Origin of the sequence: Corynebacterium ulceribovis DSM 45146 (assembly GCF_000372445.1) — a bacterium.
GTDB classification, from domain to species: domain Bacteria; phylum Actinomycetota; class Actinomycetes; order Mycobacteriales; family Mycobacteriaceae; genus Corynebacterium; species Corynebacterium ulceribovis.
In genome coordinates this window covers 202020-222543 of sequence record NZ_AQUY01000002.1, presented here as the reverse complement: position 1 = coordinate 222543, position 20524 = coordinate 202020, and the positions used below count along the sequence as shown (strand labels likewise).

Sequence of the window (20524 nt, the reverse complement as noted above, 5' to 3'; positions counted from 1 at the left end):
ATGACTGAAAACAATGCACCCATCCGGTTGGAACCGGGCACCACTGCCCCAGCTTTCACGCTGCTCAACGACGAAGGTAAGGAAGTTAGCCTCAGCGACTTCGCGGGCCGAAAAGTCTTCGTCTACTTTTACCCACGCGCCAACACCCCTGGTTGTACCACCGAAGCCTGCGACTTCCGGGATAGCTTCGCTCAGCTCAACAGCGATGGCGTCGAGGTCATTGGCATCAGCCCGGACAAGCCAGAAAAGCTGGCGCAGTTCCGCGATGACCACGACCTGAACTTCACATTGCTGTCGGACCCAGATAAAGAAGTCATGCAGGCGTGGGGCGCGTTTGGGGAGAAGAAGAACTACGGCAAGGTAGTGCAGGGTGTCATTCGCTCGACTTTCCTCGTCGACGCGGACGGCAAAATTGAGCAGGCCTGGTACAACGTCAAGGCCACCGGCCACGTGGCTCGGATTCGCCGCGACGCCAGCCTGTAGTGTCTGCGCGTTCGGCTGAGCCGCGGCGCGCCACCTCGGCCCTCCCTCCCGCAGGTCCCGCGTGGGCGGGGTCCCTGATGGGTATTTCTATCGCCGCCACACTCAGTCATGTACACGGAACGCGCCTCGGCAGCGCCCCACTGACATACCTGTCCTATGCCTTCCTCGCTGCGGCTACCTGCGTGTTTTTTGTGCTGACAGTTGGTTTCCTTCGGCACCGAAATCCCGCATTTGCCCAACCGTTTATGGCGCCGTGGGGCATGGCAGTAATGGGAACACTGGCGCTCGGCAGCGCGTGGACCACTGCCACCGGCTCAGTATGGCCGCAGGCAGTGAGCTGGCTTCTTGCCACCCCAGTCGGGTTTGTCGTCGGGGTGTGGCAGCTGCGCAGATTTATCGGCGAGCCACAGTTCCTGTGGGGACTGGCGCTGGTCACGCCCATGGTGTCGGCAACGTCTGGCGCGCAACTGGCCGGCTCAGCGCAGATCCCGGAATGGCTGCATACGCCAATCTGGGCGGTAGCTTTGGCGTGTTTCGCCTTTAGCTTTGTCACCGCAGTGCCGCTGTTTGCTTACCTGTACTTCCAGCTGAGGCGCAGGCGACTGCATATCCCACCGCAGCTAGCCGGAACGAATTGGATTCCGCTGGGTGTGGTGGGCCAATCCACCGCTGCCGCCATCATTTTGACGAATGATTCCCGGTTTTCCGCGGTGGGTATCGGCTATGGTGTCGCGATGCTAGCAGTCGGCATCGCACCGGCAGTTTATGCCGCCTACAAGTATTGGTCCGCCACGTTGCATTGGCCGACATACACACCAGGTTGGTGGGGAGCCACGTTCCCCGTGGGCACCCTCTGTTTGGGCACTCATACCTTGGGCACGAGCACTGCGACCGCGTGGTTGGATGTCGTCAGTGTGGCGTTCTTGGTGGTGTTGGCACTGCACATTGCCATTGCGACTGCGGGGGCGCTGTCCGCGCTGCTGCTCCGCAAAAGAGATTTCGTTGGTGCGCCCGGGGAGAATCGAACTCCCACGTCCTAAGACACTGGAACCTAAATCCAGCGCGTCTGCCAGTTCCGCCACGGGCGCCGATGCACTTGGTGGTGCATGCGTTCCCCCATAATAACGGGTCGCTCCGTACTTCAATAATCGACCCCGCCGAACTATTAGCTAAGCTGGTCGTTGTGTCCGATAAGCAGTACAAATCCGAATCCGCAGCCACTCCCCCAGCCCGGCCGCGGAAGAGCTCCAAGCGTAAGCATATTGGCACGCTCATTTTCGTCCTCGTCGCCGCGCTAGCCACCTTGGGCTTGTCGTATTGGCAGTTCTCCCGCTGGGAATCAGCGTCAGGGTCCTTCCAGAACCTTGGCTATGCGCTGCAATGGCCAGCGTTCGGCATCTTCTTCATTTGGGCTTACCGCCAGTTCCTGAAGTATGAATCGGAACGGGAGGAAGAAGAGGCGTTGGAGTCGGGGGAGCTTGTTGACGAAGACGGCACCATCGCGCGCCGGAAGGCACAACGCGACGCGGTGATGACGGAGATCCCGGAGGATTTCCTACCACCGCGGACCAACACCACTAGCAATCAGGAGCAAGACAAATGACCGAAAGCAACACCACCGTCCACCCTGCTCGCCAGAAGCGAGTGCGCGGCGCACTGAAAGGCTTTTCCATCGCCGCCTATGCCACGGGTGTGATGCTGCTGGTGCTGGTCGTGGAGATGATTCTGAAGTACGGCGTCTTCCGTGCCGACACCCCAGACTGGCTCGACAGCGCCGGTTTGATCATTGCGCAGGTCCACGGCCTGCTGTACTTCATCTTCCTCATCACCATTGTGAACCTAGGCCAGAAGGCACGCTGGTCCCCAGGCAAGTGGATGGTCACCGCACTGGGCGGTGTGGTGCCGTTCCTGTCCTTCTACGTAGAGAAGAAGCGCCGCGAAGAGGTCGTGGCGCAGTTCCAGCTGGACAAGCTGGACTAGGCCACCTACCCCAGCAGCTGCTGCAGCACTGGCACAAGCTGTGCCAAGGCGCGGCCACGGTGACTCAGAGCATCCTTTTGATCCGGTGTTAGCTCAGCAGAGCTCACCGGATTTTTTGGATCTTCCTGCTCCTGCGGGAGGAACAATGGGTCGTAGCCAAAACCGTTGTCGCCGGTTTCCGTAAAAGCGATTGTTCCTGGCCATTCGCCGCGCACCACATATTCTGCTGCCCCAGCTGCCCCAGTAGCGCCTTCGGCGCCGCCGGGAACTACAAGCGCACACACCGAGACGAACTTCGCGCCGCGGCGTTCAGCTGGCGCGTGCGCCAGCTGGTGCAATAGTAGGTCGTTGTTTGCTTGGTCATCGCCGCCAGACCATCGAGCTGACAGCACACCGGGCATGCCATTGAGTTCGTCGACAGCGAGGCCGGAGTCATCAGCCAAACATGGCAGGCCTGAGTTCGCGGCACCAGCACGTGCTTTAATCAGCGCGTTGTCTTCAAAAGTACGGCCGTTTTCGACTGGCTCGTTATAAGCAGGCACATCTTTAAGCGTCAACAGTTCGACACCGGTGATATGTGCTGCGGCGAGCACTCGGTGCAGTTCCTTAGCCTTCTTCGGATTATTCGATGCCAGCAACAACTGCATTAGATGCCCTCGCCGACAGTAGGCAGCACACCTGGGTACGGCGCGGCCAGTGCCTGCTGCTGCAGCGCCACTAGCTCGCCGCAGCCTTTAGCTGCCACATCGAGCATCTCCCCGAGCTGCGTCCGGTTAAACACCCCAGCTTCGCCAGTGCCCTGCACCTCGACGAAGTTGCCATCAGCGTCCATAACTACGTTGAGGTCAACCTCAGCCCGGGAGTCTTCTTCGTAAGGCAGGTCTAGGCAGACCCGGCCGTCAATAATGCCCACGGACACGGCAGCTACTGGTGCCTTCAGTGGGTTTCCGATGACGAGCCCAGCTGCCTTGAGGTAGGTCAATGCGTCAGCAAGGGCAACATAGGCGCCGGTGATGGATGCGGTGCGGGTACCGCCGTCGGCCTGCAGCACATCACAGTCTAGGTTGATGGTGTTCTCCCCCAGTTCCCGCAGGTCAATCGCGGCGCGCAGTGACCGGCCCACCAGACGGGAAATCTCGTGAGTGCGGCCCTTGACTTTGCCTTTCATTGATTCGCGTGGCATGCGGTCGTGTGTCGACGACGGCAGCATGGCGTATTCCGCAGTCAACCAGCCTTCACCGGAATCACGCTTGAACCGTGGCACGCCTGCCTCTACCGATGCGGTACACATCACGCGGGTGTTGCCGAACTCGACCAGCACACTGCCGGCAGGGTTAGAGGTGAAACCGCGGGTGATGCGGATCGGGCGGAGCTGGTCCAAGGTGCGGCCATCGGCGCGCAGGAAGTCAGAAGTCATGCCTTCCACCCTAGCGCGCGCCGCCCTCCGGCCTTCGGTGGCACAGCTTCCGGTGACTGCTAAATGTTGAACTCCATGCCTGGGGTGGCAAGGGTAATCGGGCCATCATATTCCGTGCGAGCCGCCGCCATTGCAGCTTCCGCATCGCCATACGGTGGGATGTGAATAAGCACAAGGTGCTTGGCGCCAGCTAGCCGGGCAGCTCGGCCAGCTTCCGCGCCGTCCAAGTGCATGCCTGGCACATTGGCGTCATTGCTGCCGCACCACGTGGCTTCGCACATAAACACATCAGCGTCGCGGGCCAAGTCAATGAGGTTGTCGGTCCACGCAGTGTCACCGGTGTACGCCAACACTCCGCTGCCATCTGGGTCTTGCACTCGGAAACCATAAGCTTCACACGGGTGCACCATTTCAATCGCTTCAATGTCAAAGCCACCCGCGGTGAACTTCATGCCATGCGACAGGTGACGCACGTCAAAGGTGTCGGAGAGGTCATCAAAGTTTTTTGAATGGTCCGCGGACGCATCCCCGACGTGGGTGGCCGTATCTTCTGGCCCGAAGAGCAGATTGCGCTGAGTCGATGGCGCAGTTGGATGGTAGCGGCGCCACACCAGTAGACCTGGGATGTCCAAACAGTGGTCCGCGTGCAGGTGCGAAATGACCAAATCCAACGTGGCGGGGTCAGCGTGCCGTTGCACAGCCCCCATCACACCAGGGCCGAAATCCAACATGAGAGTTGGGGTGCCGGCGCGTTTGAGTAGGTAGCCCGACGCTGGATTGTCTGGGGCACACAGACTTCCGGAGCAACCAAGCACAGTCAATTCCATAGATCTACCTTGCCACGATTCAGCTTCTTTTTAACAAGCCACACGCTACTTGTGATCGGGCTTATAAAGTGGGATTCTTTGCGACATTGGTCACATGTGGACCTAAAAAACGCACCGCGAGCTTTTCAAAGCTTTCCGGGTCGCCCGTGCATTCAAAGCGGCGCGTAGCCACCGGGGCGGCATCCTCCACATCCGGCACACCATCTCCATCGAGGTCACCGGGGGTTTTTGCTAACATGTCCGTTTCCGACAGTGTGCGGAGCACATCTTTCGCAGTCTCTTCCGCCGAAGAAACCAATGTCACATGGTCCCCCATCGCCAACTGAATAACACCCGACAGGTGTGGGTAGTGGGTGCACCCAAGAACGAGGGTATCTACCCCCGCGGCTTGTAGCGGAGCCAAATAGCCCTGCGACAACTGCAAGATTTGGCGACCGGACGTCACACCTCGTTCCACGAAGTCCACAAACCGGGGGCAGTCCGCCGCGGTGACCTCAATTCCGGGGTTAGCCTGAAACATATCTTGGTAAGCCTGCGACCGAATCGTCGCGGAGGTCCCAATGACGCCCACCTTGTGGTTACGGGTGGTGGCAACCGCGCGGCGCACCGCAGGGACAATCACTTCAATCACCGGGATTGGGTAGCGTTCCCGGGCATCCCGCAAAAACGCCGCCGAGGCGGTGTTGCAGGCAATGACCAGCATTTTGCAGCCGCGGGCAACTAATTCGTCCGCAATATTGCCCGCCAATTCCCGTACATCGGAAATACTGCGCCCACCATAAGGCCCATTCGCAGTGTCTCCGATGTACAGGATGGATTCATGCGGCAGCTGGTCCATGATGGACCTGGCTACCGTCAGTCCACCCACACCAGAGTCGAAAATCCCGATTGGTGCGTTGCGGTCAACGGATGCGGGAAATTCGCTCGGAAAAGTCATATCGCTATTGTGCCTTAGCGCCGCCCCGACTGCTTCAACGCCTTCTTCCGCTGCCGCTTCTGAATCAGCTCAGCCGGGTCATCAGAGGTTATGGTGCCGCCAGCAACCAGACCGCCAATCGCACCGAATAGGTGCGCCTGCCAGGAAATACCGGCGTCAGTTGGCAGCACACCAAAAATCAGGCCCCAGTAGAAAAACGCCAGCACCACACCGAGCAGCACCTGGATGATGCTGCGGTTGAACAAACCTCGAATCACCAGGTAGGCCAACCAGCCGTAAATCAGGCCGGAGGCACCGATGTGGTTAGTACCAACTCCGCCGAGCAGCCACGTCCCCAGCCCGCCAATAACCGTGACAATGCCGGTGACCTCCCAGAATGGTTTCGGCCCGGACAAGGCAATCAGGAACACGAATAGTGCTGCGGGCACCGTGTTGGCAATCAGGTGTGGCCAACCGGAGTGCAGAAATGGTGAAGTGACAATACCCGGTAGCGAGGACACGTCCAGCGGGTGGATGCCGTATTGGATCAGTAGTCCGCCGGTGGCCCAGTTAATCAGCTGAACAACCCAAATGATGGCAATGAAAATGGCCGCATAGGCCAGCGCCATCTTCCAATAAATTTTGCGTTCAACATCGACATTGTCGACCGTGACGGACATATGCGGCTGCATTCCCGGGTAACCCTGCTGGTAGCTCATGTGTGACAGGCTACTGCACCAAGCCGAAACGCACAGTGATTCTTTGCGCTCCAGCTGCTCCGCACGCAGGTCACCGAGCCGACTACTGCTCTACAAGTTCCTGCCATGCCGTCAGCCCATATCCCGAACTAGCATGCACTACCGCGTCCACAATCGCCGCTTCCACGACATCGGCCGCGGCCGCCGACAGCGCCACCATTTCCTCAATGCCAACCCCAGTGCCGTCTCCGGTCGACAGCGCAAACAGCGTGTCCCCATCGAGCGGCGAGTGCGCTGGCCGGACCGCCCGCGCTAAGCCGTCGTGACCCGTCATCGCCAACCGTTTCGCCTGCGCTTTAGTCACAGGGGCGTTGGTGGCCACCACACCGATGGTGGTGTTCAGTTTGGTCAGCAGGCCTTTCAGTTCATTGAACTTATTGACGTTTACCGCCGCGCGAGCCCCGTCCCCGAACAACCGGCCCGTGGTCTTATCCACCACTGCGCCGACCGGGTTCGCCACGACTCCCGCGGCGATCACAAACTCACCAACCTGCTGGCTGGCCTGCCCAAAACCACCGCGAAGCACCCCGGCGGTGGCGCCGCAACCCGCCCCAATCGAGCCACTGGTCTGGGCTGCTGCAGCCGGCTCAGCGAAGGCATCACGGACCGCTGCTGCCCCATCGGCAGCAGTTGGCCGGTGCGCAGCGTCGCCCACCAGCAAGTCGAAAATGACAGCTCCCGGCACAATCGGCACCCGCGGGCCAGGTACGTCTTCACCCAGCACTGGGAAACCGATGCCGCGCTGTTCCAATTCCTGCATCACCCCATCGGCCGCTGCCAGCCCGAATGCTGAACCACCGGACAAGGTCACCGCGTGAATCTGCTGCACCGTATTATGCGGTTCCAGCAGATCGGTCTCCCGGGTACCGGGCCCACCGCCGCGAACATCCACCGATGCAATCGCCCCAGCTTCCGTCACCACCACCGTCACGCCAGTATCACCTAGAGATTGGTGGCCAACACGGACCCCCGGAACGTCAATAAGCATCGTTTTACTCCCCAATTAATGCTTCCAGCAGCGATTCCTGGCAGAAATTCAGCCACAGGTAGGTCTGCTGGGTTGCTTCCTGAAGCTGCGGGCGGGCGCCCGGTTCCTGCGCCTCCAGAAGCGTGTGAATGTACAACCGAATGTCATTGAGCGCGACGAGCCACGCATTGGCTTCACCCTCGTTGAGCACCACATTGACCGTCCCATCTGGGCCCAGCATCTCGACAACTTCCCGCAGATTCTGCAGTTTCGCCGTCGTAATATCCGCCTCGTGGAGGCTACGCATCAACGCATTGTCACCGTCGGTGATTTCATCTTCCGGCTTTTCAAAATCCGGCAGCAACCGCGCTAATGCCGGGTCGGAGGGTCGCTCAGAGTTACCGGTGCGCATCCCCGTGAGCTCTTCCAACTCATCACGCGGACCACTTTGTGCACGCTCCATCAACCGATCCGCGACCGTCGCCGCCAAATTGCCCAGCACTTCCCGCTCAATCGGTTCAAACTGGGTGGAAATCTTTACCTGACCCCCGAACAGGCCACGGCGGCGCTTCCAGGCTTCCATCGATTTTTCGGTTCCTTTCGGTTACTGTGCGTCGGCGCGTTGCATGGTGGCCCATAGCCCAGCGGTATGGAGCTTTTTGACGTCAGCTTCCACTTTGTCGCGTTCGCCAGAACTAATGACGGCTTTGCCCTCGTTGTGGACCTGCATCATCAACTCCGTGGCGCGCTTGCGGTCAAACCCAAACAGTGACTGCAACACGTACACGACGTAGCTCATCAAGTTAACCGGGTCATCCCAGCAAATGCACAGCCACGGCAAGTTCTCCTCGACAATGGTGTCGGTATCCCGAATCTCAGTTGGGGTCGCGGCAGGTGAAGTCATACCCATAGCCTAGTGAGCCAAATGTAATTTGGCAGCTAGTGGCAGCCCAAAGCGGATAAAGTGGGTGCTGTGACTTCTTCAACTGAAATCCACGGCCCAACCCGCTCCACCGCCTTGATGACGGACATGTACGAGCTGACCATGCTGCAGGCGGCGCTGCGCGACGGCACCGCTGACCGGCACTGCAGCTTCGAAGTCTTCGGTCGGCGCCTGCCCAACGAACGCCGCTACGGCGTGGTCGCTGGCACCGAACGTGTGCTGCGCGCCATCCAGGATTTCAGCTTCAGCCAAGAACAAGTCGACAGCCTCGAATTCCTCGACGACACCACCAAAAAGTATCTGCTCGACTACAAGTTCTCCGGTGATGTCACCGGCTACCGCGAAGGCGAACTGTACTTCCCCGGCTCCCCCATCCTCACCGTGACCGGCACGTTTGCCGAATGTGTCGTGCTGGAAACCATCATCCTGTCCATCCTGAACCACGACTCCGCTGTTGCGTCGGCCGCAGCCCGCATGGTCACTGCCGCTGAAGGCCGCCCCATCATCGAAATGGGTTCGCGCCGCACCCACGAATACGCCGCAGTATCCGCCGCCCGCGCCGCATACCTCGCCGGTTTTACCTCCACCTCCAACCTGGAAGCCGCCCGCCGCTATGGAATCCCATCGGCCGGCACCTCCGCACACTCCTGGACTTTGCTGCACACGGACGAGAACGGCTCGGATGAAGCAGCCGCGTTCCAAGCCCAAATCGATTCCCTCGGTGTGAACACCACCTTGCTGGTCGACACCTACGACATCACCCAAGGCGTGGAAACCGCCATCAAGGTTGCAGGTCCTGAGCTTGCTGCAGTGCGCATCGACTCCGGCGACCTTGGTGTGCTGGCACGTCAGGTGCGCGCGCAACTCGATGGCCTCGGCGCGCACAACACCCAGATTGTGGTGTCCTCGGACCTCGATGAATATGCCATTGCCGGACTGCGTGCCGAACCAGTCGATGTTTTCGGTGTCGGTACGTCTGTGGTCACCGGCTCTGGTGCGCCTACCGCCGGCCTGGTGTACAAGCTCGTGGAGGTCGACGGAGTGCCGGTCGCTAAACGCTCCCGTGGCAAGCACTCCCATGGCGGCGCGAAGCAAGCTATCCGTGCCTGCCGCGCCACCGGTACCGCCGTGGAAGAAATTGCGTTCCCACTCGGCGGACAAGCCCCAACGGTCGGTACTCTCACCGCAGTGCCACTGACCACCGAACTGATTAAAAACGGTGAAGTGCTACCCGATGTGCCAACCCTGGAACAGGCCCGCGCTCACCTGGCCAAAGCACTGGTCACGCTGCCATGGGAAGGCCTGGCGTTGTCCCGCGACGAACCGGTCCTGTCCGTGCGCTGGGCCGAGTAATCTGCCCGACCTAGTACGCTGGCAGTCGTGCCTGAACAACATGACGCTGCTGCCATTGTGGATCTTCTCGACGCCGCTGTTGCCGCCCTTGGCGGCGCCCGGCGCGACGGGCAGGTTGCGATGGCGAAAGCCGTCGGCACCGCCATTGATAAGCAGCGACACCTAGCAGTCCAGGCTGGTACCGGTACCGGTAAATCGCTCGGCTACCTCGTCCCCGCGTTGCACTACACCTCCTCGAATGAGCCATCGCTCGCTGATGGCGAATCCGACCGCCGCGTCATCGTGTCCACGGCGACCCTTGCTCTGCAGCGCCAGCTCATTGAACGCGACCTACCAACTCTGACCAAAGCGCTGGCGGATAAGTTGCCGCAGGTACCCAAATTCGCCATTCTCAAAGGCCGTAATAACTACCTGTGCCTGCGAAAAGTGAAGGAAGCAGCCGAAGCGCCGGAAGGCGACGCACTGATTGAACCCGGTCAGCTCTCTCGCCTGGCGCAGGAAGCCGTCCGCCTTCATGAGTGGGCTGACGAAACTGAAGATGGTGACCGCGACCGCCTAGAAGTCGGGGTTTCGGATCGTGCTTGGCGCGGGGTGTCCACCAGTTCCCGGGAATGTGTCGGCGCTTCCCAGTGCCCGTTTGGTTCGGAGTGTTTCGCGGAAAAAGCCCGCAATAAAGCCTACGAAGCCGATGTCGTGGTCACCAACCATGCGCTGCTAGCTATTGACGCCATGAGCCCGAATAATGTGCTGCCCACCCACGATGTGGTCATCGTCGACGAGGCCCACGAACTGGAGGACCGCGTCACCGGCGTTGCCACCGCGGAGCTCTCCCCCGCCACCATTGCGCCACTGGCAAAGCTGGCCGGTAAGAAAGGTTCCACCGCTGCCGCGGATTCCCTGCGCGAAGCAGGTGACGCCCTCGGTGAACAGCTCAACGAGCTCAATGAAACCTGGATCGGCCGATGGAAAGAACTACCGGATAGCGTCACCGCCGCCATCGTGGAGCTGAACTCCGCTGCCGGGCTCATGCTGCTGGACCTCGGTGGCCAGCGCCAAGAAGTCAGCCCAGAATCCGGCCCTGCCGACCCTGACCTCATGTTGGCGCTCGCAGGCCTTGAGGAAGTGGTTTCGGCGTGTGACCGACTGCTTGAAGGTTTCACCATTCCAGACGGCCGCGAAATCCCGTTTGATGTGGTGTGGATGACAGATCCCGACAAAGGTTCCCGCACCTTGTATGTGGCCCCACTGTCGGTGTCAGGTTTGCTGCGCACCAACCTGTTTGACGAATGCACCACTGTGCTGACTTCCGCCACCCTCGCCATCGGCGGCAAATTCGAAGCGATGGCGACACGCTGGGGCCTGAGCCCGCGAGAGTTTACGGCCATGGATGTCGGCAGCCCCTTCGACTACGGCAAACAAGGCATCCTCTGTGTAGCCAAAGATTTGCCACGCCCCTCCCGCGACGGCACCTCCCCAGAAGCCTTCGACGCCATGGAAAAACTCATCATGGCAGCAGGCGGCCGCACCCTGGGCCTATTCACTTCCCGCCGCGCCGCCGAAGCTGCCGCCGAAGAAATGCGCGGCCGCCTACCTTTCGACATCCTGGTTCAAGGTGAAGACTCCACCGGCGCGCTAGTCGACCGCTTCGCCGCCAGCGAAAACATTTGTCTCTTCGGCACCCTCAGTTTCTGGCAAGGGGTCGACGTCCCCGGAAAATCCCTCTCCCTGGTCATCATCGACAAAATCCCATTCCCCCGCCCCGACGATCCGCTAATGTCCGCCCGCCAGGAAGCTGCCGACCTGAATAAGCCCCGTTCCGGGTTCATGGCGGTCTCCGCTAGCCACGCCGCATTGCTGCTGGCTCAGGGCGTAGGCCGCCTGCTGCGCGCCACCGATGACCGTGGAGTGGTCGCCATTTTGGATTCGCGCGTTGCCACAGCACGCTATGGCAGTTTCTTGCTGGCGAGCATTCCCCCGATGTGGCAAACCGGTTCTGTCGATGTGGCGGTTAACGCGCTTCAGCGTCTGGTGAGCGCTGGGCGTAATCGTCAATAAGCCCCTGGCTGGTAGCGGCGACGAAAAAGGTATCAGTAAATAACTGGAAACCCCGGTGGGAAGCCTTCCGGCATGCCTAGCATGACAGGTGTATTCACAGTGCTACTGACGAAGGGACCACCATGCCAGTACAAAGCCCACACGCGCCGATTGAGATTCCGAACCTGTCGCTCTACGACTACCTGTTCGCCGACATGGACGAGGCGAAACTGGACCGCGTTGCCATGGTCGACAGCATCGACGGCCGCGAATTCACCTACCGCCAGCTCCGCCAAAAAATTGACGCCTTCGCCGGTGCGCTTGCCGACATGGGCATCAAACCAGGCGACGTCGTCGGTCTGCACATGCCAAACTCGCTGGCCTTCGTCATTTCCTTCCACGGCATCATGCGCGCCGGGGCGACCGTCACCACCCTGAACGTGATGTACACCCCCGAGGAAATCACCAAGCAGCTGATTGACGCCAATGCCGTCGCCCTCGTGACCATGAACATCATTGGGCACAGCGGCATTTACGGCGCAGCACAAGCAAAAATCCCATCATGGCGAGTCATTGTTGCCGACGGCCCGCAAGGCCTGCTGCCGCTGACCGAAAAAGACCTCCCCGCCCCAGACATCAGCTTTGACCCCGCCACCCACCTGGCCGTCATCCCATATTCTTCCGGCACGTCCGGCAAGCCAAAAGGCGTCAAGCTCACCCATAAAAACCTCGTGGCGAACGTCGCACAGATTCAGGTGCTTGATGACGGATTGGGGCTGACGGAAAATGACACCGTCATGGCGATTTTGCCGTTCTTCCACATCTACGGGATGACCGCAATCGTGAACAATGCCATCAAGCGGGGCTTCAAATTCATCTCCATGCCTCGGTTTGACCTGGAGCAATACCTCGCGCTGCATGAGCAATATGACATCACCTACAGCTTCGTCGCGCCGCCGGTGATGGTGGCGCTGGCCAAGCATCCGATGGTTGACCAGTACGACCTGTCCAGCTTGCGGGGCGTATTCTCTGGCGCCGCGGCCCTGGACGAACGGCTCGCACAAGCGGTGGCCGACCGGCTTGGCGTTGAAGTCAACCAAGGCTACGGCATGACCGAAACCTCGCCGCTGGCACATGCCCGGCCGAATATGTCCACACCGCTGGGATCCATCGGACCGGTGGCGGTCAACACCGAATACATGAACGTCGATGTGGAGACGCTCGAAGAAATCCCAGTTCCAACGGAGGGGCGCTCCCCCGCGGGTGAACTGTGGCTGCGCGGCCCACAAGTGATGGTCGGCTACCTGAACAATGACGAGGCCACCAAGGAAGCACTCACCGACGAAGGTTGGTTGCGCACCGGCGACATGATTGAAGTTGATGCTGACGGCAATGTTTACGTCGTCGACCGGCTCAAGGAGCTGATTAAGTACAAGGGCTACCAGGTGCCGCCAGCAGAACTGGAAGCAGTACTACTGTCCCACCCGGATATCGCGGACGCCGCGGCCGTCGGCGTGATTCGCGAAGGCGAAGAAATCCCGAAAGCCTACGTGGTGCTGCAATCCGGCAAGGACATCACGCCGCAGCAGATTATGCGCTTTGTCGGTGAACGCGTCGCCCCATACAAGCGTGTCCGCGAAGTAGAATTCGTCGCAGAAGTACCAAAGTCCGGCACCGGCAAGATCCTGCGGAAGGACTTGCGGGCCCGCGATGCGGCGGAACAGGCCGAAAAGGCGCTATAGGTCCGCGCGGTCCGCGAATGCCAGCGCCCGGTCAATGAGCAGGTCAACGTCCTGCTCAGAGACCGCACCCACCGGTGCGGCAATGCCGGAATGCTGCACGTGATTGAGCACGCCTTCGGCAATAATCACCAACCGCCACATGCCCAGCAGCTGCCAGAACTTGAGGTCCTCAGCGCTGCGGCCAGTTTTGGTCAGGTAGCGCCGGGCAAGTTCTGTGGCTGTTGGGAATCCCTCCACCGTCGCGGCTTCCGAACCAGGCAGCACAAAATCTCGCTCCGGCCAGGCTGCGAGCAGTCGCCCAACATCGGCTAGTGGGTCGCCGACGGTCGCCAGCTCCCAGTCCAGCACCGCATTGAGCTCGCCGCTGGTCGGGTCAAACATCAGGTTGCCGAGCGACCATTCGCCATGCACCAATCGCTCTTCCGTCTCCTGTGGCAGCGCGCTGCGCAGCCGTTCGGTGAGCTCTGCCATGGTTTTCGATTCGCGGGTGCGGATGCGCTCCCATTGGCTACCCCACCGCGCCAGCTGCCGCTGTGCGAAAGAACCGGGGATAGAGATTGACCGCAGGCCAACCTCATCAACGTCAATGGAATGCAGACCCACCAATGCGTCGATAAGCCCCTCGGTCGCCACAATCCGGGCGTGGACGGACATGGACTCGGCCGCGGCAATGGAATCGATGGCGTGGCCGGGGATAAATTCCATCGCTAGCAGTGGCGCCGGGCAGAGCGCTGGGTCCGTGGACAAGCCGAAGATGCGGGGCACGGGGACGGGGCTATCGGCCAGCGACTTGAGGATGCGGCCTTCGCGGGCGACATCATGCACCGAACTGGTGATTTCCACCTCGCCGAGCGGTGGCCGACGCAGCACAGCTTTATTGCCGGCAGCGTCTTGCGCCAAGTACGTCAGGTTGGAGCGGCCCGAGCCAATGCGGCGGAACTGCAGCGGCCCGGCGAGGGTGCCGGTTATGTCGGTGAGCCAGCTTTGTACCCGGTCGGCGTCAAACGGGTAGTCCACAGTGGTTGCGGTGTCGGCCATGTCATCCTCCATTTGCACGGGCAATTAACAATGTCACTGACTCCAGCATATGTGGCTTCATTGTCGCGCTTCAGCGCAGGCTCCAACTGTGGGGTGGGCTACCGCCGGTGCTACTGCGGATAGGTTTCCGTAAAAGGCGAATCGAGGATCACAGCGCCATCGCGTTCCACCTTCAGCCCGGCGGCCGACACAATAATCAAATCGGGCGTCGATGGGATTTCGAAATACGTGCCCGCAACATTCGAAGCATTCATGTCCACATCCTGCTCCCAGTCGCCGCCGTTGACGTGACCGCGGTAGTACAGGCCACCGGCCTCACCCACCTTGCAAATGACAACCTTATTGCCATTGCCTTGACCTGCAAATACCCACTTGTCGGTGCCGTTGCACATAGCGCCAGGGGTGCCCACCCAGCCTCGGGTAGTGATGTGCTCCGCTAAATTATCGTCGCCGGGCTGCGACGGCTTCTTGGTTGGTGACTCAGAGGGCTGCTCTGTCGGCGGCTGAGATGACGAAGGCGACGATTGGCTGCTTGACGCTTCACTGCTGTCCGAGGTGGCAGAGTCATCAGGTTTATCCCGAGTACCGCCGGGGAAATAGAACAGTCCCCACGAGGCCACCAGGGCCACCAGCATCACGACAGCAAGCCACAGCGCGGTGCGATTGCCGCCTTCACCACTGCCCTGCCCAGAATCGTTGCCGTAGGGTTCGTGGTTCGGTAGTCCGCTTGGCGACGGAATGTTGTGCGTCTTTTCTACGTATTCATTCCAAGCATCGTACTGCTGATTCATTATCTGGCTTCCTCGGGTTCTTCGCTAACTTGGTTAGCACCCTACCTTGGCCAGATCGCCGCCACCGTTTGTGAACCAGGGGCAACTTCCGTGTACCCCGCGTCCTGCACTGTCACCACAACATCCCCAGCACGCTGCGCGTTTGCTACTTTCGTGTCGAAGTCCGTCCGTGGCACTTCTCGTACCTGGAGCGCAAAGCCGTGCTCCGCCCACGCACGCGCATCAGCTTCCGGCAGCGCTGCTGCCAACAACATCGACGCATGCCCAACTTGCGCTGCTGCTTTGCCAACCGTCATGCCTAAGTCGGCGTCGACAAGGATGAGCGGCAGCTGTGGGTCTGGTTCCCCTGGCGAGTCAGGCTCTAGGTCAGTGCCGCCGATTTGTAGCTTGGCCAGCGGTGCCGGTGTCTCGGAAATGAGCGTTGGCTTGAAGGCTCGTGCCTGAGCACCGGCCACATTCGCAGTAAAACCAGGGCGTTTCTGTACGTCCTCCCACGCCTTATTCCGAGCGCGGCGAGCAATCTTCCGGATCCGCAGTCCGTACCATGCGGCTAAGCCCGCGGCGAGCGGGCTGTCTTCGCCCGCTTCATCACTGAGACACAGTCCGACCACCGCGATAGCTGCAGCTTCCAGTAGTGGAGTGCGTGGCGGCCGAGGAGACTTCGGAACTTCCAGGACAATATTCATTGCCCGGGCGGTGCCTTCCTCCTCATGGCCGGGGTCAGGTCGGGAGTTGAGCTCCGCTAGTCGGGCGTAAGCAATGGCGAAGCTGTCGCTCACTGTTCCAGTGGCACACGACGGGCGGTGCCGTCGGCGAGGTCAGCGTCGTCAATTTCGTCGCGGGAAATACCCAGCATGAATAGCACCTCATCCAAGAATGGGTGGTTCACCGACATGTCCGCAATCTCGCGCAGCGCTGGCTTGGCATTAAACGCAATACCCAGACCAGCAACCGACAGCATGTCGATGTCGTTAGCGCCGTCGCCAACCGCAACCGTGTTCTGTAGCGTCAGACCGGACTCTTCGGCGAACTGAGCCAAGTAGCGTGCCTTTGCCTGTCGGTCCACTACTTCACCGAGCACTCGGCCGGTGAGCTTGCCGTCAACAATTTCCAGAGTGTTGGCCCGCATATAGTCAATGCCCAAATCGTCGGCAAGCCCATCGATGACCTGCTCGAACCCGCCAGATACCAGGGCGGTGCGGAAGCCTAGGCGCTTCAACGTCCGAATGGTGGTGCGGGCGCCTGGGGTCAGTTCGATTTGTTCTGCTACCTCGTCAATAACGGTGGCTGGCAGACCGGCCAACGTCTTCACGCGCTCATGCAGGGACGCGGCGAAGTCGAGTTCGCCGCGCATCGCACGTTCCGTCACCGCAGCGACTTCCGCTTCTTTACCTGCGTGGGCGGCAAGCATCTCAATGACCTCACCCTGAATCAAGGTGGAGTCGCAGTCGAAGCAGATCAGGCGCTTAGCGCGGCGGTTCAGTCCCGCGCGGTCAATAGCAATGTCCAAGTCGATCTCCATGGACAGTTCTGCCAATGCCTTACGCAGCGACTGTGCCTTGCCTGGCTCCCAATCCGGGACGGTCAGCGCCAGCTCTAGACCGGTCACTGGGTAGTCGGCGATACCGCGGATGGTGTCAATGTTGGCGCCATAGTTCGCTAGGGTCTGGCCGACCTTGGAGATGTCGGATGCTCGCACTGGGTTTCCGAGTACGACCGCGACGTGAGTTGACGCGGATGAGCCTTCGACGTGTCCTTCGGAGATGTCCACTGACATGCCGTGCGCCTTCAGGGTTTCCTTCAGGCCACTTTCCAAGGTCTCTAGGCGCTCGGGCAGCAAGCCGATGAGGGCGCCAATAGCTAGGCGGTTGCGGAACACAGTCTGTTCCACGTCGAGCAGCTGAACTTTGTGCGCCGCCAGCACGCGGAAAAATGCGGCGGTGACACCAGGGTGGTCGGGACCACTTACGGTAACCACGGCCGGCACCATGTCCGGCGACAAACTGACAGTTGGGTTGAGAGCAGCATCGGCAGTGTTAGTCACGATTACCCATTGTTCCACATCACCGCAAAAAGGCAGCATTGAGTATGCAACGCAAAAACCCGCCCCTTGCGGGACGGGTTTCGCTTGGCTCCGTATAAGGAGGAAGTAGTCAGCTCTTCCGGATTACCGGAGTCCGAACTTCAATTAGAGGCGTGGGCCAACGTGTGCTTCTGCGCGGGAGGTCTCCACCATCTGTGGGTGGTGCAGCTCGAAGGCTGGGCGCTCAGAGCGGATACGTGGCAGCGAGGTGAAGTTGTGACGTGGAGGAGGGCAAGAGGTTGCCCACTCCAGGGAGTTGCCGTAACCCCATGGGTCATCGACGGTCACGATTTCACCGTAACGCCAAGACTTGAAGACGTTCCAGACGATTGGGATAACGGACAGACCCAGGATGAATGCACCAGCGGTGGAAATCATGTTCAGGGTGGTGAAGCCGTCGGTCTCCAGGTAGTCAGCGTAACGACGTGGCATACCTTCGTTGCCCAGCCAGTGCTGAACCAGGAAGGTGGTGTGGAAGCCGATGAAGGTCAGCCAGAAGTGAATCTTGCCCAGTTTCTCGTCCAGCATGCGGCCGGTCATCTTCGGGAACCAGAAGTACACACCAGCGAAGGATGCGAACACGATGGTACCGAACAGGGTGTAGTGGAAGTGAGCAACCACGAAGTAGGTGTCCGACACGTGGAAGTCCAGTGGTGGAGCAGCCAGCATAATACCGGTCAGGCCACCGAACAGGAAGGTCACCAGGAAGCCCAGTGCCCAAATCATTGGGGTTTCGAAGGTCAGGTGACCCTTCCACATGGTGCCGACCCAGTTGAAGAACTTCACGCCGGTAGGAACCGAAATCAGGAAGGTCATGAAGGAGAAGAATGGCAGCAGCACAGCGCCGGTGACGAACATGTGGTGTGCCCACACAGCCATGGACAGTGCAGCAATCGACAGGGTCGCAAAAATCAGACCAGCGTAACCGAAGATTGGCTTACGGGAGAACACTGGAACAACTTCGGAGATGATGCCGAAGAATGGCAGAGCCAGAACGTAAACCTCTGGGTGGCCGAAGAACCAGAACAGGTGCTGCCACAGGATGGCGCCACCGTTTGCAGGCGAGTAGATGTTGCCGCCGAGCTTACGGTCGTACAGCACACCAAGAGCGGCTGCAGTCAGAACTGGGAAAATCAGCAGAGCCAGGACCGAGGTGGTCAGGATGGTCCAGGTGAAGATGGACATGCGGAACATGGTCATACCTGGAGCACGCAGGGTCAGAATGGTGGTCGACATGTTGATAGCACCGATGATGGTACCGATACCGGTCAGACCGACACCCAGGATCCAGAGGTCAGAACCGACGCCTGGGGAGTGAGTTGCGTCTGCCAGTGGCATGTACATGGTCCAACCGAAGTCAGCTGCACCGCCTGGGGTCAGGAAGCCGGACAGCATCAGAATGCCGCCCATGGTGGTGATCCAGAAACCAAACGAGTTCAGACGTGGGAACGCCACGTCCGGTGCGCCAATCTGCAGTGGCAGCACGTAGTTAGCAAAGCCCCAAACGACTGGGGTGCCGTACAGCAGCAGCATCACGGTGCCGTGCATGGTGAACAGCTGGTTGAACTGCTCGTTAGAGAAGAACTGCAGGCCCGGCTGGAAAAGCTCCGCACGGATAAGCAGTGCCATGAGGCCACCGAGGAAGAAGAAGCAGAACGACATGATGATGTACATAATGCCGATTTGCTTGTGGTCAGTGGTGGTCAGCATATTCCAGGCAAGAGAGCCCTTACGGGAGTGCCCGGTTGGTGCCGGCCGTTCGACCACAACAGCAGTGTGGTCGGGCTTTGGCGCGACGGCGGTCATTTGTCCTCCTGACTAAGCGAGAAACCTTGATTGCCTTGGTTTCTCAAGGATTTATGTGCCTTGATTTTAGAGGGTTGAGTGTGGATTCCCTACCCCACCCTCTGGCTACGTTCGATGAGTCTAGTCCTACTCTCAGAAATCCTAAAGAGTAGGCAGAATTCGGGGGGCTTAACGGGGGATAAGAATAGTTCGCCACTCCGCCCCCATTTCGGCCCAATTACTTAAGAAAAGTTAAGAGCCGCAGACAGCACATCTGCAGCTCCACTTCTCAACGGTTAGGAGCTCTCACCCAATAACGTCAATAAGCTCAAATCCAAGCCTTACGCTATTGGCTGAAGATACCCCTAACCCTATCAATTCAACGGGAAAAGTCTAGCCCGCGTTAGAAATCCCAGTCGTCATCGGTGGTCGATTCCGCCTTACCCATGACGTAACTGGAACCTGCGCCGGAGAAGAAGTCGTGGTTCTCATCCGCGTTCGGCGACAAGGCCGACAGAATCGCCGGAGACACCTTCGTATCGTCGGTTGGGAACAATCCCTCATAGCCCAGGTTGTTCAGCGCCTTATTCGCGTTGTAGCGCAGGAAGCGCTTGACGTCCTCAGTCCAGCCGAGCTCGTCGTAGAGGTCTTCGGTGTACTGCGTCTCATTCTCGTATAGTTCGTAGAGCATCTCGAAGGTGTAATCCTTCAAATCATCCCGCTCCTGCTGAGTCAGCTGCTCCAGGCCACGCTGGTACTTGTAGCCGATGTAGTAGCCGTGAACAGCCTCGTCACGAATAATGAGGCGAATAATGTCCGCGGTGTTGGTCAGCTTCGCGCGCGACGACCAGTACATCGGCAGGTAGAAGCCGGAGTAGAACAGGAAGGATTCCAGCAGCACCGAAGAGATCTTCTTCTTCTGCGGGTCCGCACCCTCGTAGTATTCGAGGATGATCTTCGCCTTCTTCTGCAGGTTCTCGTTTTCTTCCGACCAGCGGAAGGCATCGTTAATCTGCGGCGTGGACGCCAGCGTCATGAAAATGGAGCTGTAGGACTTCGCGTGCACCGATTCCATGAAGGAGATGTTGGTGTATACCGCTTCTTCATGCGGGGTGACCGCATCTGGAATGAGCGATACCGCACCGACGGTGCCCTGAATGGTGTCCAGCATGGTCAGACCGGTGAACACGCGCATCGTGGAGGTCTGCTCGTATTCGTTCAGAGTGCGCCACGACTGAATATCATTTGATAGTGGCACCTTCTCCGGCAACCAGAAGTTACCGGTCAAACGGTCCCAGACTTCCTGGTCCTTCTCGTCTGGAATCAGGTTCCAGTTGATGGCTGCAATTGGGTTCTCTCGAACCTCTGGATGCAGCTCACGGTGCGCAGGCGTAATCGCCTGCTCGC

The 20524-nt window shown here is 59.6% G+C and carries 21 protein-coding genes and 1 tRNA gene; 7 read left to right on the top strand and 15 right to left on the bottom strand.

Annotation, left to right across the window (positions count from 1 at the left end; genetic code table 11):
• Positions 1–483, top strand: coding sequence for a thioredoxin-dependent thiol peroxidase (gene bcp / locus A3EC_RS0106660; protein WP_018024404.1), 483 nt, complete (start codon positions 1–3; stop codon positions 481–483).
• Entirely contained in the window at positions 483–1523 is a 1041-nt protein-coding gene (locus A3EC_RS12750; RefSeq protein WP_281163689.1) for an SLAC1 family transporter, read from the top strand. Before bcp ends, A3EC_RS12750 begins: the two co-directional genes overlap by 1 nt.
• Here the strand turns inward: A3EC_RS12750 and A3EC_RS0106655 are convergent.
• Positions 1487–1571: transfer RNA gene (locus A3EC_RS0106655), tRNA-Leu, on the bottom strand. The two genes, A3EC_RS12750 and A3EC_RS0106655, sit on opposite strands and share 37 nt — an antisense overlap.
• 95 nt (positions 1572–1666) lie before the next feature.
• On the opposite strand from A3EC_RS0106655, the gene A3EC_RS11650 reads away from it, so the two are divergent.
• On the top strand, positions 1667–2086 hold the full coding sequence (locus tag A3EC_RS11650) for a hypothetical protein (protein WP_051061023.1): 420 nt from the start codon (positions 1667–1669) through the stop codon (positions 2084–2086).
• Positions 2083–2463 carry a DUF3817 domain-containing protein gene (locus A3EC_RS0106645; protein ID WP_018024402.1) on the top strand — a complete coding sequence of 127 codons (381 nt, stop codon included), beginning with the start codon at positions 2083–2085 and terminating at the stop codon, positions 2461–2463. Before A3EC_RS11650 ends, A3EC_RS0106645 begins: the two co-directional genes overlap by 4 nt.
• 5 nt (positions 2464–2468) lie before the next feature.
• On the opposite strand, the gene A3EC_RS0106640 is transcribed toward A3EC_RS0106645, so the two are convergent.
• The 8 genes from A3EC_RS0106640 to clpS form a co-directional block, all read right to left on the bottom strand.
• Positions 2469–3110, bottom strand: a complete 642-nt coding sequence (locus A3EC_RS0106640) for a non-canonical purine NTP pyrophosphatase (RefSeq protein ID WP_018024401.1) — start codon at positions 3108–3110, stop codon at positions 2469–2471.
• Complete coding sequence (rph, locus tag A3EC_RS0106635; protein WP_018024400.1) at positions 3110–3880, bottom strand: ribonuclease PH; 771 nt, start codon at positions 3878–3880, stop codon at positions 3110–3112. Before rph ends, A3EC_RS0106640 begins: the two co-directional genes overlap by 1 nt.
• 59 nt (positions 3881–3939) lie before the next feature.
• Complete coding sequence (locus A3EC_RS0106630) at positions 3940–4707, bottom strand: MBL fold metallo-hydrolase (RefSeq protein ID WP_018024399.1); 768 nt, start codon at positions 4705–4707, stop codon at positions 3940–3942.
• A 61-nt stretch (positions 4708–4768) separates the two neighbouring features.
• Positions 4769–5644 carry a glutamate racemase gene (gene murI / locus A3EC_RS0106625; RefSeq protein WP_018024398.1) on the bottom strand — a complete coding sequence of 292 codons (876 nt, stop codon included), beginning with the start codon at positions 5642–5644 and terminating at the stop codon, positions 4769–4771.
• A 14-nt stretch (positions 5645–5658) separates the two neighbouring features.
• The gene (locus tag A3EC_RS0106620) at positions 5659–6342 is read right to left on the bottom strand and encodes a rhomboid family intramembrane serine protease (RefSeq protein ID WP_156812877.1); all 684 of its coding nucleotides are present in this window, start codon (positions 6340–6342) and stop codon (positions 5659–5661) included.
• 82 nt (positions 6343–6424) lie between these two features.
• Positions 6425–7369, bottom strand: a complete 945-nt coding sequence (locus tag A3EC_RS0106615) for a P1 family peptidase (RefSeq protein ID WP_018024396.1) — start codon at positions 7367–7369, stop codon at positions 6425–6427.
• Positions 7370–7373: 4 nt separating this feature from the next.
• Complete coding sequence (locus A3EC_RS0106610) at positions 7374–7931, bottom strand: DUF2017 domain-containing protein (protein WP_018024395.1); 558 nt, start codon at positions 7929–7931, stop codon at positions 7374–7376.
• Between the two features lie 21 nt (positions 7932–7952).
• Positions 7953–8252 (bottom strand): ATP-dependent Clp protease adapter ClpS, encoded by a 300-nt coding sequence (gene clpS / locus A3EC_RS0106605; protein ID WP_018024394.1) that lies wholly within the window; start codon positions 8250–8252, stop codon positions 7953–7955.
• Between the two features lie 69 nt (positions 8253–8321).
• On the opposite strand from clpS, the gene A3EC_RS0106600 reads away from it, so the two are divergent.
• From A3EC_RS0106600 to A3EC_RS0106590, 3 genes are all read left to right on the top strand, one after another.
• Positions 8322–9644, top strand: coding sequence for a nicotinate phosphoribosyltransferase (locus tag A3EC_RS0106600; protein ID WP_040428364.1), 1323 nt, complete (start codon positions 8322–8324; stop codon positions 9642–9644).
• Positions 9645–9671: 27 nt separating this feature from the next.
• Positions 9672–11699 (top strand): ATP-dependent DNA helicase, encoded by a 2028-nt coding sequence (locus A3EC_RS0106595; protein WP_018024392.1) that lies wholly within the window; start codon positions 9672–9674, stop codon positions 11697–11699.
• Between the two features lie 122 nt (positions 11700–11821).
• On the top strand, positions 11822–13420 hold the full coding sequence (locus tag A3EC_RS0106590; protein ID WP_018024391.1) for an AMP-binding protein: 1599 nt from the start codon (positions 11822–11824) through the stop codon (positions 13418–13420).
• Here A3EC_RS0106590 and A3EC_RS0106585 read toward each other — a convergent pair.
• The 6 genes from A3EC_RS0106585 to nrdF form a co-directional block, all read right to left on the bottom strand.
• Complete coding sequence (locus A3EC_RS0106585; protein ID WP_051061022.1) at positions 13415–14458, bottom strand: phosphotransferase family protein; 1044 nt, start codon at positions 14456–14458, stop codon at positions 13415–13417. The two genes, A3EC_RS0106590 and A3EC_RS0106585, sit on opposite strands and share 6 nt — an antisense overlap.
• Positions 14459–14568: 110 nt before the next feature.
• The gene (locus A3EC_RS0106580; RefSeq protein WP_018024389.1) at positions 14569–15249 is read right to left on the bottom strand and encodes a hypothetical protein; all 681 of its coding nucleotides are present in this window, start codon (positions 15247–15249) and stop codon (positions 14569–14571) included.
• Between the two features lie 41 nt (positions 15250–15290).
• On the bottom strand, positions 15291–16028 hold the full coding sequence (locus A3EC_RS0106575; protein WP_018024388.1) for a peptidyl-tRNA hydrolase: 738 nt from the start codon (positions 16026–16028) through the stop codon (positions 15291–15293).
• Positions 16025–17239, bottom strand: a complete 1215-nt coding sequence (gene serB / locus A3EC_RS0106570) for a phosphoserine phosphatase SerB (protein ID WP_169331403.1) — start codon at positions 17237–17239, stop codon at positions 16025–16027. Before serB ends, A3EC_RS0106575 begins: the two co-directional genes overlap by 4 nt.
• 198 nt (positions 17240–17437) lie before the next feature.
• On the bottom strand, positions 17438–19138 hold the full coding sequence (gene ctaD, locus A3EC_RS0106565) for an aa3-type cytochrome oxidase subunit I (RefSeq protein ID WP_018024386.1): 1701 nt from the start codon (positions 19136–19138) through the stop codon (positions 17438–17440).
• Between the two features lie 382 nt (positions 19139–19520).
• The gene (gene nrdF, locus A3EC_RS0106560) at positions 19521–20513 is read right to left on the bottom strand and encodes a class 1b ribonucleoside-diphosphate reductase subunit beta (RefSeq protein ID WP_026162263.1); all 993 of its coding nucleotides are present in this window, start codon (positions 20511–20513) and stop codon (positions 19521–19523) included.
• Positions 20514–20524: the final 11 nt, after the last annotated feature.

Coding starts and splice junctions, on each gene's coding strand:
- bcp (WP_018024404.1), top strand. CDS start 1: ATGACTGAAAACAATGCACCCATCCGGTTGGAACCGGGCACCACTGCC.
- A3EC_RS0106645 (WP_018024402.1), top strand. CDS start 2,083: ATGACCGAAAGCAACACCACCGTCCACCCTGCTCGCCAGAAGCGAGTG.
- A3EC_RS0106640 (WP_018024401.1), bottom strand. CDS start 3,110: ATGCAGTTGTTGCTGGCATCGAATAATCCGAAGAAGGCTAAGGAACTG.
- rph (WP_018024400.1), bottom strand. CDS start 3,880: ATGACTTCTGACTTCCTGCGCGCCGATGGCCGCACCTTGGACCAGCTC.
- A3EC_RS0106630 (WP_018024399.1), bottom strand. CDS start 4,707: ATGGAATTGACTGTGCTTGGTTGCTCCGGAAGTCTGTGTGCCCCAGAC.
- murI (WP_018024398.1), bottom strand. CDS start 5,644: ATGACTTTTCCGAGCGAATTTCCCGCATCCGTTGACCGCAACGCACCA.
- A3EC_RS0106620 (WP_156812877.1), bottom strand. CDS start 6,342: ATGAGCTACCAGCAGGGTTACCCGGGAATGCAGCCGCATATGTCCGTC.
- A3EC_RS0106615 (WP_018024396.1), bottom strand. CDS start 7,369: ATGCTTATTGACGTTCCGGGGGTCCGTGTTGGCCACCAATCTCTAGGT.
- A3EC_RS0106610 (WP_018024395.1), bottom strand. CDS start 7,931: ATGGAAGCCTGGAAGCGCCGCCGTGGCCTGTTCGGGGGTCAGGTAAAG.
- clpS (WP_018024394.1), bottom strand. CDS start 8,252: ATGACTTCACCTGCCGCGACCCCAACTGAGATTCGGGATACCGACACC.
- A3EC_RS0106590 (WP_018024391.1), top strand. CDS start 11,822: ATGCCAGTACAAAGCCCACACGCGCCGATTGAGATTCCGAACCTGTCG.
- A3EC_RS0106585 (WP_051061022.1), bottom strand. CDS start 14,458: ATGGCCGACACCGCAACCACTGTGGACTACCCGTTTGACGCCGACCGG.
- A3EC_RS0106580 (WP_018024389.1), bottom strand. CDS start 15,249: ATGAATCAGCAGTACGATGCTTGGAATGAATACGTAGAAAAGACGCAC.
- serB (WP_169331403.1), bottom strand. CDS start 17,239: ATGGTGCCGGCCGTGGTTACCGTAAGTGGTCCCGACCACCCTGGTGTC.
- ctaD (WP_018024386.1), bottom strand. CDS start 19,138: ATGACCGCCGTCGCGCCAAAGCCCGACCACACTGCTGTTGTGGTCGAA.